Raw genomic sequence first — 16,684 nt, 5'->3', positions numbered from 1 at the left:
ACGTCGTAAGTGTTGCTATAAAACTTAACTTAGGAGATTTTATGCTCTAGCAGTTCGATGCCTGTATAGCGCACCGAACCAGTGAAGGCATACGCAAGACGAGACCCGTAGCTTTGATTATGTTTGAGTTCGATGTTTATTTTGCAACATTGCCAAGAATTTAAAAAAAATATTTTTCCAAAAAACGAACCAGCCATAAAAAAATCGAATACCAAAAACGATAAATATGTATAAACCGTTGATATATAAACTCTCGAACCATGCCTCTTGATCTATCAAACCTAACGTAAACCAAGTAGTTTTAGTTGCAAAACCCAACGTGCCAATCGCCATAAAAAATCCAAAAATAAGCGACCATGCACAACTACGTAAAAAAGACATGACACTGTGAATATTTCTAGGATCAATCTGCTGCATTCCCAGCCATCTTAATGGCTTCCACAATACGATCGACAATGCCGCTAAAATAGGAACAAATATCATCACTCGGATAAAGTGGTAAAACATTGCGGCATCACCAAATGGAGAAGCCAAAAATGCCCATTCATCTCCAAAATACTCTTTTAATACTGTGTCATTGTGACCATCATCGAACCATAAATTAAAAATCTGTCTGTCTTCGCTAATTGGAGGCATCGATAGATTATTATGTACCCAGCCAATGCACATATTGACCCAGTCAGGCTGCCACACTAGGCTCAGATCCCTTATCCAGCAGCGGGTATACAATATATCGAAGAGTATGAATGCAAATAAAAATGCCAGTGATAGCGTTTCTAATCGGTTAGGGGGCAACTTGCCATTGCTAGCAATCTGCTTATATACCTGCTCTTTTTGTTCAACATCTTCTATGCTGCCTAATGTTTCATACACTTTGGCAGTGGCTTGAAACAGGTACGCATTTTTGTCTTTTATCAGCCGATACCAAAACTTAGGAACACTTAAGGCCACACATAAGAGCAAGAACCATACTGAGTTGAGGATTAGGTTTTGAATATCGTTGAATACTGGTATGCGTATACCAATAGAAAACAAACCAACGAAAAACCAAAATAGGCAGATGAGTAAGTAGTAGAAGAGATACTCTTCATAGAGACGGTCTGATGTCATCCATTCTTGGATAGATTCGTTATCGGAAGATGTCTGCATTAGGGTTTTAATCTTTTTTCTTAGGTAAATTGGTATGTATATTAATAATTGTCTACTTTAATTAAAAGTGATTTAAAAAAAGTGATTTTTTAAAGCGAAAGCACCCCAATTTTCACTCAGAAAGCTCGCTTCGTGTACATTACCAAGTACACCGCGACCACCTAAATAGCTAAAGATACTGATACCATTAGCCTACAGCCAAAGATTCGAGTCCTCACTAGGGAACCGCACATTCTGCGCATAAAAGTACATTATGGTAAATAAACTTTAACCGAAGTAAATTGATAAGAACGAAAGGCTACTAACGCCTTACCTATTTATATTATAGGAACATTAATACAAATAGATAGGGCATTAAAAAAGGATACCATCGTATCCTTTTTTTGTTTTCGTAATAATTGAGAGTAAGCCAATTTTAGTGATGCTCACCAGGGAGAATTCTGGCAAAGGCACGCTGAGCAAAGTTAGGCTTGCTGTCAGTCGTTTGCGCTGCTGTCGAACTTGGGAAGATACGATAACCAATTGATTGAATACCGACGTTAAATGCTGGCACCAACGAGTACGTCGCTGAGGCGAATTTGCCCATGTTACTGGCGATACTGTTTGGCTTATGGACAATCGCTTTTGCGACCATTAATGCGGCTTCATCAGGCATCAAAGCTGGCATATAACGGTATAGCTTGGTTGGGGCGATCATAGGGGTACGTACCAAGGGCATAAAGATATTGGTGACCTTGATATTATCGCCTTTGACTTCCGCGGCTAAGCAACGACTAAACGCATCTAGCGCAGATTTTGACGCCACATACGCAGCAAAACGAGGGCTGTTGGCCAATACACCAATCGAAGAGATATTGACGACTTGACCCGTTTGGCGGCTAATCATCGTCGGCAAGAAACCAAGAATAATTTTGACCGCGCCAAAATAATTGATCTCCATGGTGCGCTCGAAATCATGAAAACGGTTGACCGACTCATGGACTGAACGGCGAATCGAACGACCAGCATTATTGACCAATACATCCACATGTTTAAAATCAGCAAGGATTTGTTCGCTGGTTTTTTCAATCTCATCCATATTGGTAAGGTCACATGGATAATAACTGGCCCTGCCACCCAATATTTCAATATTTTCTTTGACGGTTTTTAGTTTGTCTTCGGTACGCGCCAACAAAATTACATGCGCCCCGCACTCACTTAATAAAAAAGCCGTACGCTCGCCAATACCACTTGACGCGCCTGTAATGATAATATTTTTACCTTTTACTGCTTTGGTTATTGCTTTTTTCGAGGGATTAGCCATAAAAAGTCCTTTTTGTCTGTCCTATGCCAATGAATATTCGTTTACAGCATAGCAAAAAAATATCGCATACAGTGAACAAAACACCAGTAGCTGATAGTTAATTTGACGGTTTTAGAGGTTTATAGTGATATATCATCATATAATAGTGACGATGTTTAGTGCCATACTTTTTGTTGACTGATACTGAGGAGACTTTATGTTGATCGGAAACTTAACCCACTATATTGACTTGATTGCCAAGATAGTCGAAGCCATTGGTGTCTTGATTATGTTTTTTGGACTCCTCTTTGCTTTTTATAAAGCATTTCGGATATCGAGCGGTCTGAACCACAATACCTACGTAGAAATCAGACAGACCGTTGGCAAATCCATTCTTTTGGGACTTGAGGTACTGATTGCCGCAGACATTATGGCAACAGTGGTGACAGAGCCGACATTACGCAGCGTCTTAGTATTGGGCATCATCGTGCTTATTCGTACGTTTTTGAGCTTATCACTACAAGTTGAGCTAGAAGGCCGATTCCCTTGGCAAAAAGAAAAACCCACACCTGAGAAAAACTCTGATGCTATGCCTTTCAATGAAGCCGCCCCTATTGATAAAACATAGCTTGAATCAATAGAGTTGAAAGAGGTACCAGTGATTTATGCTTATGATAAGCATGATGAAACTGTGCAGACCATTACTACTCATGCGTCTGCAAAAAACTCTCAACCACGCGGTACTGTCCGGCGGTACTCTCCTCGCCATACATCGCTTGACGGAAGGCGTTGGAGTTGGGAATACCTGTCGTATACCACGCAATATGCTTGCGGGCGATACGGCAGCCAGAGTACTCGCCGTAAAAGTCATATAGCTCTTGCAAATGTGCCAATACAATCTCTTTTATCTCACTGACACTAGGGGCATCTAGACGCTCGCCAGTACGCAAAAAATGCTCGATATCACGAAATATCCACGGCTGCCCTTGCGCGGCTCGCCCAATCATCACTGCATCACAGCCTGTCATTTCATAAACATGCTGCGCTTTTTGCGCGCTATCGATATCGCCATTGGCAATGACAGGAATGTTAATGCTGTCTTTGACTTCGCGTATTAACTCGTAACGCGCCTCGCCCGTATACATATCTTCGCGCGTACGCCCATGGATGGCAATCGCGGCAATACCTGCTTGCTCTGCCCGCTTGGCGACTCTCAGAATATTCTCGCGACCATTCTCAAATCCCAATCGTGTTTTTAATGTCACAGGTGCATCAACAGCATTTACAGCGGCATCAAGCAATCTTGCTACTAGATCCTCATCTTGTAGCAGCGCTGAGCCTGCCAACTTACGACAAACCTTTTTGGCAGGACAGCCCATATTGATATCGATAATCTGCGCGCCATTATCAATTTGATAACGAGCCGCTTCAGCCAGTTTGTCTGGCTCTGCGCCTGCTATCTGTGCAGAAATAGGCGCAATCTCATTGTCGAAATTGGCACGATATAGGGATTTTTTGCGCGCATAAAGTGCCGTATCAGCGATGATCATTTCGCTGACCGCATGACCTGCGCCAAATGATTTGCACAATCGGCGAAAAGGGTTGTCCGTCACGCCTGCCATCGGTGCGACCATCAAACGGTTTTCAATCGTTAGACCACCTATATTCAATGGCTGCAACAATGGATGGTCAGACAAAGTCGAGGACGAAGGTAAAATGGGAGAATCAATAGACATAAAAAAACGGCTTGATTTGTAAGGAAAACAAGCCGTTATTCTAAGGATTCCTGCACTTATTGCAAGCGATTAACGTGAATAGCTTGCATAAGCATTAGTCATTTTTGATACATGCCATGCATTATTTATCAAGCACACTGCCCTGCTCTAGCGTGATGTCATCATCATGCTCTTGCATGCGCCACGGTAGGCTATCAGGCGATACATTGAGGAAATGTAAATACTTCTCAAACTGATCAATGATGTCATTAATTACTGATTCAGATTTGTAGCCATATAAGTCATAGGTCTGACCACCGCGGCGTAGATACACCTCAGCGCGATGATGATGCTCTTGCGGCAAGGTATCTGCGCTCTCTTCAGTATAATAATCGGGCGCATCATGCTCAGATAGGCGCACTTCATACCAAAACTCGACATCATCACCACGTTGCAACTCAAGCACCGCACGGTTATTGACTGCATCATAGTTGACCTCAGTCGTCCAGCCAGTTTCTGCAAATTTAGACGACACTTCCATCATCGATGGCATAACCACTTCTTTGATGTAGTTCAAGACCTTTTCACGCGTCGGCTTGTCGGTCATATAATCAATACGCTCACGCCATGCAGACGGTTTGAGTAGATGCGGTGGCAGTCTGTTGTCATTACCGAGGCTCTGATTACGATGTCCTTCGATACGCAGCGCACGCCACATGCCAAACATTGAAATAAGAATAATAATCGCAAACGGTAACGCACTGACGATAGCCGCCGTTTGCAGCGCCGTTAAACCGCCAGCAATCAGTAGGACAGCTGCCACAGCACCTTCGGTCACTACCCAAAAGCTACGCTGCCACCATGGCGTATCACTACGACCACCAGCCGCTAGCGAATCGATCACCAATGAGCCAGAATCCGATGACGTCACAAAAAAGGTAATAATCAATAAAATGGTCAATGACGACACAAATTCAGTAAATGGTAAGTTTTCTAGTAGTTTAAACAAAGCAATCGCTTGGTTGTTTTGTACTTCACTGATTAATGAGGTATAACCATCGACCATAATCATGTGTAGCGCGGTATCACCAAACACTGAAAACCAAAAGAACGTAAAGAAAGTCGGTACCAGCATCACACCCAATACGAACTCACGGATGGTACGACCACGGCTAATCTTGGCGATAAACAGACCCACAAAAGGCGCCCATGCAATCGTCCATGCAAAAATAAACAAGGTCCAACTACCGATCCAATCGCTATTCTCGTATGCTTGTAAGCTAAAGGTACGCTCAACGATATTACCCAAATAGCTACCCGTATTTTCCATAAAGGCATTTAAGATAAAAATGGTCGGACCGACAACGAATACAAATAGCATCAACGCAGTTGCCAATAGCATATTTAAAATAGATAAGCGTTTTACGCCCTTATCCATCCCTGCCAATACCGATACCAGTGCCGCGGCTGTCACCAAGGCAATGGCAATCACCTGCACGGTCGTATTCACTGGAATGATATCTGGCAACAGATAATTGAGTCCCGCATTAATTTGCGATACTGACAAGCCCAAACTGGTAGCAATACCGAACATCGTACCCAATATCGCAAACACATCGACCGTATGACCGATAGGGCCATGAATCCTGTCACCAATAATCGGATACAGTGTCGAGCGTATTGATAATGGTAGACCATGACGAAATGCAAAATACGCCAGTGATAACCCAACGACACCGTAAATCGCCCAAATATGAAAACCCCAGTGGAAGTACGCAATTTGCATCGCCTCTTTTGCCGCGGCGATAGTCTGCGGATCCGACATTGGCGGACTGGAAAAATGCATCACTGGTTCCGCTACCCCATAAAACAGTAGCGCAATCCCGTAGCCTGCCGAAAACAGCATGGCAAACCATTCAAGGAATCCGTACTCCGCCTCAGCATGATCAGGGCCCAGCTTGATACTGCCATAAGACGAAAACGCCAGTACAATAATAAACATCAAAAACAGGGCCACTGCCAGCATGTAAAACCAGCCGAATGTCTCAGTCGTAAAACTAAGCACATCACTGAACAGAGCACCCGCTGCCTCAGGATCGATCGCGGTACCGATGACTAGCAGTAGCATAATGACCGCTGCAGGTATAAAAACCGGCAATAAAATGGTAGAGCGTGAACCGTTACTCATAAGCAGTGGTATCCTCAAAGCCAAAAAAATAGGAGATAAAAACGATATCCCTAAACATAATCAGTATAAAAACTATTAATATAGAGACTGCTAAACCATCATAGCAGTGGTAATACCGACTGATGATAGCCAAGTCATATGTTTGGTAGTGTTAAACAAGGATACTGTGTAACATAATCTTTGCCTAAACCCTAGAACGGGCGCGTATTTATAACAATAACTTAACGATTCTTACACAATTATTACTGGGCAATAAAAAAGGCAACTTGTTAGTTGCCCTTCAATCTTATATACCTGTCATTCTAGCAGTTTGTACCTCGATATTAGGCGGCACTAATAGCTGTAGCAAGTCGCTGAGCAATATCTGCAAGCTCACCTTGATCAGCCTGCGTTACTGCATGACGTCCTAACTCATGAATGCTCGATGGAATCAGATGCACATGATAATGAAAAACCGTTTGACCGGCTTGTGAGCCATTCAACTGCATCTGAATAATGCCTTCACGCTTAAACACTTGACGCTGTGCTTGCATGACCTTTTTAGACGTCATTAATACCGCAGCGGCATACTCTGGCTCAAGATCTGCCAAGTCCACAGCCTTTTGCTTGGGTATCACCAATACATGACCTTCGGCTTGCGGCATGATATCCATAAAGGCAAGCGTCTTATCGTCTTCATAGACCTTGTGACAAGGAATATCACCGTCCAACATTTTGGCAAAAATATTATTGTCGTCATAAGCAGTATTTTGATTTACTTCATTCATTATTTTTTCCTTTGGTTATTTGATTGTTGGATGCTTAACAGCTTTTAAAATGGTTTAGAGCGCTTGTCATATAGTGGACGAAATATAAGTTTAGTACAAGTTGCTATGATTTCCGGCTCTGAGAAAATCGAGCTGTATATTCACCATCTCATCCCACTAATTTATTGGCGAGTCATGCCTTTTAAATGTTATATTAACCCTCTATTTTAACAACGCTATGTTTATGGATTCGTCTACTTTGCCAACTCAACCAGATATGGATAATACTGCTATAACCCTTGATAATAAGGAAGAACACTCTGATATTGAGAGTGAAAGCGGTACTCAAACTATCGATCCAAACGCTATTATCTTAGCAGAAGCTTTGACTGACAAGGCGATTGGCTGGCAAATACACAACTGTAAGATCATTAAAAAAACCGTCACGCAAGATTTGCCACTGCCTTTTCTATATCACTACGATAGCTTAGACGATGCCGTCAAGCAGTCGCATCCACTCACCCCTGAATTACTGATTCAATTCAATACGCCTATGTCAGCTCACGAAGCGGCTAAATTGATTGGCATTGATGAGGAACTGCTGACCAGTCCTTGGCATGTGAAAGTCATTGGTTCCTTGGTGGTGTTCAGTGAGGCATTGCAGTTAGCCGTTCGGCTACATTGGACCAATACGGGCAAAGAGACGCAGCAAATCTATACTAAGGATGCCGCCGACGCTATGATTGCCGCTTTTGAAGACTGGCAGTTTTTTGGTCGTGTCGACGTCCTTTATAAAAATAATAAGCAGACGTTAATCAGCATTGATGCGCAAAATGCCAACACTCAAGCATTACCTGCCGAATCGCTATTGACGATTGACGCAAGTGGCGACTATCAACAGCTTTTGGCCACCCATGCGCTGGCAGTTATTATGAAGTTAGAAGCCGATAAAGCTGAACTACCTTGGTTTGATAAGGCGATTTTAGCTCACATCGAATAGTTCCTTAACTCTATTTTTATCATATTAAACCCATTACCATTACTAAGCTATTTTCAATTATTCATATCTAATGGTATGGTAAAGACTTAGTATTATTCACTAGTCTTCATATCAGATAAAAAGCAAACTATAAGCATCACACTTGCGAGTTCACACTCAAAAAAATCTCGCCTATTAGTAAGGAATATCACATGGATTATCGCTCAAAAACCTCTACCGGCGGTCGTAATATGGCAGGCGCGCGCGCATTATGGCGTGCCACTGGCATGACTGACGGCGACTTTGGCAAGCCAATCATTGCGATTGCCAACTCTTTTACCCAATTCGTACCCGGCCATGTGCATCTAAAAGACCTTGGCCAACTGGTCGCACGTGAGATTGAGCAAGCAGGCGGCGTTGCAAAAGAGTTCAATACCATTGCAGTCGATGATGGTATTGCCATGGGTCATAGCGGCATGTTGTACTCGCTACCAAGTCGCGATCTGATTGCTGACTCGGTCGAGTATATGGTCAATGCGCATTGTGCCGATGCGCTAGTGTGTATTTCCAACTGCGATAAGATCACCCCCGGTATGCTAATGGCGGCAATGCGCCTTAACATTCCTGTGGTATTTATTTCAGGTGGCCCAATGGAAGCGGGTAAAATCCTAGCCAGCACCGTTGGTAAGAGCCACAATACCGATAGTAATGATAGCAGTGCCGTTCGTAAGCTTGACCTCGTCGATGCAATGATGGACGCGGCTGATGATAGCATCAGTGATGAAGATGTCGCTGCTATCGAAGCCTCAGCTTGCCCGACTTGCGGCTCGTGCTCTGGGATGTTCACTGCAAACTCAATGAACTGCTTGACCGAAGCGTTAGGATTGGCCTTACCGGGTAATGGCTCACTACTAGCTACCCACTCACTACGCCGTGAGCTGTTTTTGGAAGCGGGACGCACTATTGTCTCACTTGCAAAACGCCGCTACGAGCAAGATGATGACTCAGTATTACCACGCTCAATCGCGACTAAAGCAGCTTTTGAGAACGCCATGAGCTTAGATATTGCCATGGGCGGCTCAACCAATACGATCTTGCATCTACTTGCTGCGGCCAATGAAGCTGAGATTGATTTTAAAATGGCTGATATTGACCGTCTAAGCCGCGGTGTGCCCTGCCTAGCAAAAGTAGCCCCTGCCTCACAAAAATTCCATATGGAAGACGTGCATCGTGCGGGCGGTGTCTTTGCCTTGTTGGCTGAACTTGATCGCGCGGGGTTATTAAAAACCGACGTGCCGACTATCCATAGTCCGACAATGAAAGAAGCGATTGATAAGTGGGATATCATGAATCATGATAACCATGAGGCACGCGCGCGCTTCCTTGCCGCACCGGGTGGCGTACGTACCACCGAGGCATTTTCACAATCAAAAGAGTGGTCAAACCTTGACGTCAACCGTGAATCAGGTTGTATCCGTAGTGCCAAGCATGCTTACTCACAAGATGGTGGCCTAGCAGTACTTTATGGCAATATCGCGGAGCGTGGCTGCGTGGTCAAAACCGCTGGTGTCGATGAGAGTATCTTAACCTTTACTGGTCGCGCACGTATTTTTGAATCACAAGACGATGCTGTCGCTGCGGTATTGGATGACAACATTGTTGCAGGTGATGTGGTTATCATCCGCTATGAGGGCCCTAAAGGTGGCCCTGGTATGCAAGAGATGCTCTATCCAACGACGTATCTGAAGTCAAAAGGTTTGGGTAAAGAGTGTGCCCTACTCACTGATGGTCGTTTTTCTGGTGGTACATCCGGTCTATCAATCGGTCATGCTAGCCCAGAAGCTGCTGAAGGCGGTGCCATTGGTCTGGTTGAAGAAGGCGATAGCATTCATATCGACATCCCAAATCGCACTATCAACATGCAAGTCAGTGATGCAGACTTAGCCGCTCGCCGAGAAGCTATGGAAGCACGCGGTCGCGATGCATGGAAACCCGTCAGTCGTGATCGTCACGTTTCTCCAGCATTACGTGCTTATGCGGCTATGACTACCAGTGCGGACACTGGTGCTGTGCGCGACGTAAGCCAAGTTGAGCGCTAAGAACTCTATCTAAATCCTTTGTTTTCATAACTTATTTATAAAAATCTATCAAGCCTGCGCTATGCAGGCTTTTTTTTCACCAAAAAACAACGCATCTGTCGTTCTGATAACTATTTTTTTCGGTAATAATTCTTTTTTATCGTCATGATAAGTCATATGGCAGGCTAGATATTAAGCATCCATACAAACCATTATAAATATCAAAAGCCAACCTCTCAAAACCAGCCCTTAAAATATAACAACATGCGAAAACCTTATGATTGAAAACTACAATTTATTTTTATTAATCTGCGGTATCGCCTTTTTATTGGGGGCATTATTTCCTGTTATATTCAAACGCACCTCGATCTCATTACCGATGCTACAAGTGAGTTTTGGTCTAATGATGGGTTATTGGTGGACGTCTCTATCGTTTTTAGACCCTATCAATAATGGGCTGATCATCGAAAAACTGACTGAAATTGTCATTTTGGTCTCATTGGTTGGTGCGGGTATCAAAATTGACACCGAATTCTCTTGGCGGCTATGGCGACCCACGGTCAGGCTCTTACTCATCACGATGCCCATCGGTATTTTTGCGATGGCAGGGTTAGGCTATTATGCCTTTGGCTTGAGCCTTGGGGCTGCTATTTTACTGGGTGCGGTATTGGCACCTACCGATCCTGTTCTGGCCTCTAGTATTCAGGTGGGGCCCCCTAATACAGGGAGAGAAGACACACCTCGCTTCACGTTGACTTCAGAAGCAGGGTTAAACGACGGACTGGCTTTTCCTTTTGTCTACTTAGCCATTAAAATTGCGGAAGCTTTTAGTGAAGGAAAAGCTTTTACCAGTGAGATGCTGTGGTCATGGTTCACCCATGATGTTTTATGGAAGATTGGCGCAGGGGTATTGGTTGGTGTGCTGGTTGGTAAAGCGATGGCTAAAGTGGTGTTTTCTAAACACACCCGTGAGACCACGATATCGCAAGGATACGTAGTTATTGCTCTGACTTTGGTGGCATATGGTGTCGCAGAGTATGTGCACAGTTATGGTTTTATCGCTGTCTTCGTCGCTGCATTTGCATTTAGGCGTTCAGAGTGTGAGCACACTTATCATCAAAAACTACACGATTTTGCTGAGCAATCAGAAGGTTTGTTGATGTCGTTAGTATTGGTTATTTTTGGTATGTTCTTGGGTCAGGGTTTGCAATCTGGGGTTGAGCTAACATGGCGTGTCTATGTCGTTAGCTTTACTTTCCTACTACTTATACGCCCAATTGGCGGATTTATCGCCTTATCAGGACTCCATTTACCCCGTGCTGAAAAGTACGCAATTTCAGCACTAGGTATTCGCGGCATTGGTACTTTGTACTATCTATCTTATGCGCTCAACACAGGTTTTTTTGCTGAGGATGATGCGCTAAAACTATGGATTGTCTGCTCGATTGTGATTCTAACCTCCATCTTCATCCATGGTCTGAGCGCAACAAGGCTACTTAAAATGACACCCAAAGAGCATCATTAATCATTCATGATGGCAGTATCATTGATAAAGTGAGTTCATTTATAGAACTACCTTTATCAGCGTACTTCATCAACCCAGCTCAAAACCGCTTCTGTCAATGCAAACTGGCGGATATCATTGAGCATGGTGGTATCAAAATTGTGGATAAAGGCAAATGACAGTTGACGCGTAGGATCACACCAAGCGACTGAGCCGTTATACCCCATGTGCCCAAACCCTGATAGTGCTGGATCAATGCTATTGTCGGTAGTATCTTTACTGCTACATATACTGAATAATCTGTGGTAGCCCAATCGCCACTGCATTGGTGCTGGCATGACGGCATCTAGGCCTGTGACTTGTATTGTGGAGAGCTGCTTAAACGTAGCACTATCAATTAGCGTCTGCCCTTGCCAAACCCCACCATTGGCCAACATGGCATAGATAGTGGCCAGCGCATCCGCTGAAGCGACGCCATTAGCAGCGGGAATGATTGCCTGTAGTGTGTTGCGATTGTGATAATCAAGTGCTTGTTTTCCGGCAGGAATGAGCGCTGCCTTATAGTTTTTTAGATTGAGCTGGCTGGTATTGAAATATAGGCTATTAATACGCGCAGTATTTAATACAGGTTTTATGTTATCAATATTTTTGTTGTCTAAATCGTCATTAAGGCTACTTTGCATTTCAGCTGTACGCTCATCATTTAGCATTTTCTGCTGCCAGCAATGATAGCTAGGCAGACTTGCATAAGTACGTAAGGTGCTTGGTGAGTCGGATTTTAAGGTTGGTTTTTGGCGCTTGTTACGCAGTTGCACGCTATCTTCATTTGATGACCCAAAGTCTTTGGCAAGTTTTGCTACTTGATCTACTTTGCTATCTGGCACACCAAAATAGCAACTGTCTGCAATACATAAAGGCCCAGTTAGATACTGACGTAATGCTTCGGCTAATGACATATGCGTCACGGCTTCTATCACACCGCCAAGTACCCAACCATATATCAACGCACTATAAGCACTGCCATATGCAGCGGCGTCCTCAGGTGCTGTGATAGGCATTTCCTCAATATGACTCAGCATAACGCGCCAATCGAGCACCGTTTCACTATCGACATCGATACTGGTGATCGAAAATAAATCCGCCTGATGTGACATCACCTGTCGCAAGGTAATGTCGTCTTTATCTGTTGCGGCAAACTCTGGCCAATAGTGAGCAATGGGCACATCATAACCAAGCAGTTGCTGCGAAACCAATACATGCGCTAGCGTCGCTAAAATGCCTTTACCGGTAGAAAAATTGATGGCGAGCGTATCAGACTGCCATGACGTATCCAAACGCGCCATGCCTGTACTTGCCTGCGCAATACACTCGCCTGCCTGATACACAGCCACAGCACCACCAGCTGGCGCGTCATCTAGCTGTAAGTCTGTCAATAACTGCTGTAAGCGACGTTGTAGATCTATGCTCATAGATGTATCGATATTTTTATTATTTTGATCATTGTTTTGCTTATTGTCGTCCATCATTGCTACCTTGCTCCAGTATTGTGAACTGTCCTAGTATTAAAATCAGTTGAGTGCATGCGTTATAGAGATATTGAAGATCAGTAAAAATGCATTGATAACCAATAAAAAAGGCCACCTATCGGTCGCCTTTTTATGCTTCAACTATTATGATAATTTAGCGCGGGACTAGCAAGCGATTATGGACTTCTTGTTCAAGCTTGGTCAAGCCGTGACTACGTCCACGCTCCATAGCAGTATCCATCTTGCGCCCACGTAACCAACCTGCACGTAGTGCAATGGCAGCCCCTACCCTGTTGCCTGAACCGCAGTGCATGGCCATCTTTTTACCGTGATACTGACGCAATATATTATCAAATGCCAATATTTTAAGTTGCTTTAGCTCTTCAGCGCCATTAATAGGCAGATGCTCGTAGCTCATTCCTGCGCGCTCAACGGCGGCTGGTTCATTAAAGCTTAACTCATCCTCTGGCTGCAAATTAATCACCAACTCAACGCCAGCTTTTGCTAGAGCGGCGACTTTTTCTTCATTTAACGCGCCGCACACAATGGTATTGGCATCCGGACGAAAATAAGGATCAAAGACAGCGGACAAATCAACGCCATTGTCAGAAGCGCTATGGTCATCACTTGAGATATCAGTGACAACGTTGTCATTAGCAGCTGCTGTCTCAATAGTCATTGATCTGTCAGCTTGATCCGTACTTGTCGCGCTATTTTGTGAATTCATGTTTTGTGCAGTCATAATGATAAATGTGTTGGTTAAATATGGCTATTAAGATATAGGTTCTGATACATCCTACAATACTTGCTACTTGCTACTTGCTACTTGCTACTTGCTATTTAATGTCACGACACCTGCCAAATGTGGCTTACTATTTTTAGAGCTATATAGTCCGAAATCACAGGTATCTCCTGCGTTCTCAAGCTTCGCTACTGGTTGAGCGATAAGCTCTACTTCAGCTGGCAAAAAAATAGGCAGTTTAAATGAGACGTCGACTGTATAAGCATCAGGCAGCTCATCCATTAGAGCAAGACATTTAGCTTTTGACCACATACCGTGTGCAATCGCTTTAGGGAAGCCAAACGCACGCGCTGATAGTGGGTGCAAATGAATCAGGTTAAAGTCACCTGAAACAAAAGCATAACGGCGACCAATATCTTCTGGCACTTCAAAAATACTATGTACGTCTTTTTTACCTACTTCTGGCTTCACAGCAACTGGACGCGGCGTGCTTTTTTTATCTTTGCTGCTGGCCGTTTTTTTGCTGCGTGATAGGTAAGTTGACGTCCCTTCCCAAATCACTTTGTCCTCTGCTTTAACCGTGGTGACAAAGTCAAATTGCTGACCTTGAGCATGGTCACGTAAGTTATCAAAAGTGACTGACATAGACACCGTTTCGCGCTCACCGATAGGACGATGCTGCGTGACGCTATTGTCTACATGTACCAGACCCAACATCGCAAATGGAAACGGCTCTTTGACCATCATATTCATCTGTAGAGTCTGTGATAGCACTGAAAAGTACGTCGCTGGAACTTTACCATTATCAGCAAAGCCACAAATTTTACGATAGTCATTTAGATTATCATGATCGATATGCAAATCATCGACGTAATAGGTGGCCTGCGGCAATTGATCTTTACTGACTTTGCCACTGTTACCAATAGGTAGTAAGCTTTTGACGATATTGGCATAGGTAGTGTGCGCTTTTGGCAACGCGTCATAATGGGTGTCTGACATAAGTAAATCCTAAATGTGGCTTGAACAAGATTTTTAACGTATCTAGAGATATTAAGCAGTCATTGACTAGTACCTATTATCTAATAAGCACTATATTCAATCAATTTTACAAGTATCTTTAATAGCAAAAAATAGTTTGGCTGATGGCTCTTGTGTTTTTATCATAAAAAAGCCACCCGTGGGCAGCTTTATTACAATTTATCAGCAAATATTTCGTAAGCATATGTGAGGCAAATCGAAAAAAAGGGATAATACCATCACGCTACCCTCTCCTCATTTGCCACATAGTCTCACTAATAAATCAGTATTATGCGCCAAGTAAGCTTTGACCACAAACACGAACGGTGTTGCCATTTAGGCCACCCGAAGCAGGTGAAGCCAACCATGCGATGGTCTCAGCCACGTCAACTGGTAAGCCGCCTTGGCTCATTGAGTTCATACGACGACCAGCTTCGCGAATAGCAAACGGAATTGCTTCCGTCATTTGTGTTTCGATAAATCCTGGTGCTACTGCATTGATGGTCATGCCTTTGGCATTGTCTTCCAACTGTTTGGCAGTCGCATCAACCAAACCAATAACGCCCGCTTTAGAAGTGGCATAATTGGTCTGACCCATGTTACCAGCGATACCTGAAATAGATGACACACATACGATACGGGCATTTTCTTTTAGCACATCATTATCGAGCAAGTAGCGATTCAGTTTAGCAATGCTGCCCAAGTTGATATCGATGACCATGTCCCACTTTTTCTCATCCATTCTCGCCAATGTCTTATCACGAGTCACGCCAGCATTATGAATGACTGAATCCAGACCACCACGCTTTTGCGCCGCATCTGCAATTTCTGCGCCAGCGTCATCGCTAGTGATGTCTACTGTCAATGCAGAGCCACTGATTTCACTGGCAACTTTTTGTAGGTCAGCTTGCTGCTGTGGTACATCAAGACAGATCACATGTGCGCCCTCGCGAGCCAGAACGCGAGCAATTGCTTCGCCAATACCGCGACTTGCGCCCGTCACTAGCATCGTTTTACCGCCTAAAGGCTGATTCCAATCGACATCAACTGAATCGCCCTTGCTCACGCGTACCACTTGTCCTGAGACATAAGCTGAACGTGCTGAAGTGAAAAAGCGCAAGGTCGAGTCTAGGTTTTGCTCAGCACCTGTTTCTACATAGATAAGCTGGGCTGTAATGCCGCGCTTGAACTCTTTACCTACTGATTTTACAAAGCCCTCAAGTGCACGTTGTGCCATGGCAGTTTCGATATCAGTGATGTCCTCTGGTGTACGACCAATAACGATCACTCGGCCTGATTTTTCTACGCGGCGCGCAACGCTATGAAAAAACTCGTACACTTCTTTTAGCTGATCCGCGTTGCTGATATTACTTGCATCAAAAAGCAACACTTTGAACTGATCGTCACCACCTGTATTGGCTTTTGCTTCAACGCCTGCATCAGCAAGGGCGTCTTTAACATCATCACGGCTGTTTACATATACATCAGCATGCACATCTAACAAAATACGTGCAACAGATTCACTAATGCTTTTGTCCTCACCATTAGCACGGCCAACTAATACACTGCCACGAACCAAACGCTCGCCGCTTTCAAAACGATCAAGCGTCGCTGGCATTGGCAAACCTAAGTTCTTTGCGACTTTTTTACCAATAGAAGATTGAACAAAATCACCATAACGGTCTGACATAATATATTCCCTATAAATAATGAATGGTTGAAATAATAGTAAACACTAAATGTAATACGCCTATTATA

The 16,684-nt window shown here is 43.9% G+C and carries 13 protein-coding genes; 4 read left to right on the top strand and 9 right to left on the bottom strand.

All coding sequences use genetic code 11. The features are described from left to right. Window positions 1-117 precede the first annotated feature (117 nt). Window positions 118-1,149 carry a hypothetical protein gene (locus ACHUET_RS07035; protein ID WP_394211721.1) on the bottom strand — a complete coding sequence of 344 codons (1,032 nt, stop codon included), beginning with the start codon at window positions 1,147-1,149 and terminating at the stop codon, window positions 118-120. Window positions 1,150-1,564: 415 nt separating this feature from the next. After that, window positions 1,565-2,452 (bottom strand): SDR family NAD(P)-dependent oxidoreductase, encoded by an 888-nt coding sequence (locus ACHUET_RS07030; RefSeq protein ID WP_201600931.1) that lies wholly within the window; start codon window positions 2,450-2,452, stop codon window positions 1,565-1,567. 196 nt (window positions 2,453-2,648) lie between these two features. Between ACHUET_RS07030 and ACHUET_RS07025 the strand changes: the two genes are divergently transcribed. Then, window positions 2,649-3,059, top strand: coding sequence for a DUF1622 domain-containing protein (locus tag ACHUET_RS07025; RefSeq protein ID WP_394211718.1), 411 nt, complete (start codon window positions 2,649-2,651; stop codon window positions 3,057-3,059). A gap of 76 nt (window positions 3,060-3,135) precedes the next feature. On the opposite strand, the gene dusB is transcribed toward ACHUET_RS07025, so the two are convergent. The 3 genes from dusB to ACHUET_RS07010 form a co-directional block, all read right to left on the bottom strand. Further along, a complete protein-coding gene (dusB, locus tag ACHUET_RS07020) occupies window positions 3,136-4,167 on the bottom strand; it encodes a tRNA dihydrouridine synthase DusB (RefSeq protein ID WP_394211716.1) in 1,032 nt (343 codons plus the stop codon). Between the two features lie 121 nt (window positions 4,168-4,288). Continuing rightward, the gene (locus ACHUET_RS07015; protein WP_394211714.1) at window positions 4,289-6,334 is read right to left on the bottom strand and encodes a BCCT family transporter; all 2,046 of its coding nucleotides are present in this window, start codon (window positions 6,332-6,334) and stop codon (window positions 4,289-4,291) included. A gap of 323 nt (window positions 6,335-6,657) precedes the next feature. Beyond that, window positions 6,658-7,101 carry an HIT family protein gene (locus ACHUET_RS07010; protein ID WP_394211712.1) on the bottom strand — a complete coding sequence of 148 codons (444 nt, stop codon included), beginning with the start codon at window positions 7,099-7,101 and terminating at the stop codon, window positions 6,658-6,660. A gap of 223 nt (window positions 7,102-7,324) precedes the next feature. On the opposite strand from ACHUET_RS07010, the gene ACHUET_RS07005 reads away from it, so the two are divergent. The 3 genes from ACHUET_RS07005 (at window position 7,325) to ACHUET_RS06995 (ending at window position 11,662) form a co-directional block, all read left to right on the top strand. Next, window positions 7,325-8,080, top strand: a complete 756-nt coding sequence (locus ACHUET_RS07005) for a hypothetical protein (RefSeq protein ID WP_394211710.1) — start codon at window positions 7,325-7,327, stop codon at window positions 8,078-8,080. Window positions 8,081-8,271: 191 nt separating this feature from the next. Continuing rightward, window positions 8,272-10,158 (top strand): dihydroxy-acid dehydratase, encoded by a 1,887-nt coding sequence (gene ilvD / locus ACHUET_RS07000; protein ID WP_394211708.1) that lies wholly within the window; start codon window positions 8,272-8,274, stop codon window positions 10,156-10,158. A 256-nt stretch (window positions 10,159-10,414) separates the two neighbouring features. Then, on the top strand, window positions 10,415-11,662 hold the full coding sequence (locus ACHUET_RS06995) for a cation:proton antiporter (RefSeq protein ID WP_394211706.1): 1,248 nt from the start codon (window positions 10,415-10,417) through the stop codon (window positions 11,660-11,662). A gap of 56 nt (window positions 11,663-11,718) precedes the next feature. Here the strand turns inward: ACHUET_RS06995 and ACHUET_RS06990 are convergent, their stop codons facing one another. The 4 genes from ACHUET_RS06990 to ACHUET_RS06975 form a co-directional block, all read right to left on the bottom strand. Next, window positions 11,719-13,110, bottom strand: coding sequence for a serine hydrolase domain-containing protein (locus tag ACHUET_RS06990; protein ID WP_394211727.1), 1,392 nt, complete (start codon window positions 13,108-13,110; stop codon window positions 11,719-11,721). A 211-nt stretch (window positions 13,111-13,321) separates the two neighbouring features. Beyond that, window positions 13,322-13,894 (bottom strand): protein tyrosine phosphatase family protein, encoded by a 573-nt coding sequence (locus tag ACHUET_RS06985; RefSeq protein WP_394211704.1) that lies wholly within the window; start codon window positions 13,892-13,894, stop codon window positions 13,322-13,324. A gap of 102 nt (window positions 13,895-13,996) precedes the next feature. Next, entirely contained in the window at window positions 13,997-14,908 is a 912-nt protein-coding gene (locus ACHUET_RS06980) for a MaoC family dehydratase (RefSeq protein ID WP_371531287.1), read from the bottom strand. A gap of 307 nt (window positions 14,909-15,215) precedes the next feature. Then, entirely contained in the window at window positions 15,216-16,616 is a 1,401-nt protein-coding gene (locus ACHUET_RS06975; RefSeq protein ID WP_394211702.1) for a 3-oxoacyl-ACP reductase, read from the bottom strand. Window positions 16,617-16,684 lie beyond the last annotated feature (68 nt).

Origin of the sequence: Psychrobacter piscatorii (genome assembly GCF_043641605.1) — a bacterium.
GTDB lineage: Bacteria > Pseudomonadota > Gammaproteobacteria > Pseudomonadales > Moraxellaceae > Psychrobacter > Psychrobacter piscatorii_C.
This window is presented reverse-complemented; position numbering and strand designations above follow the sequence as displayed.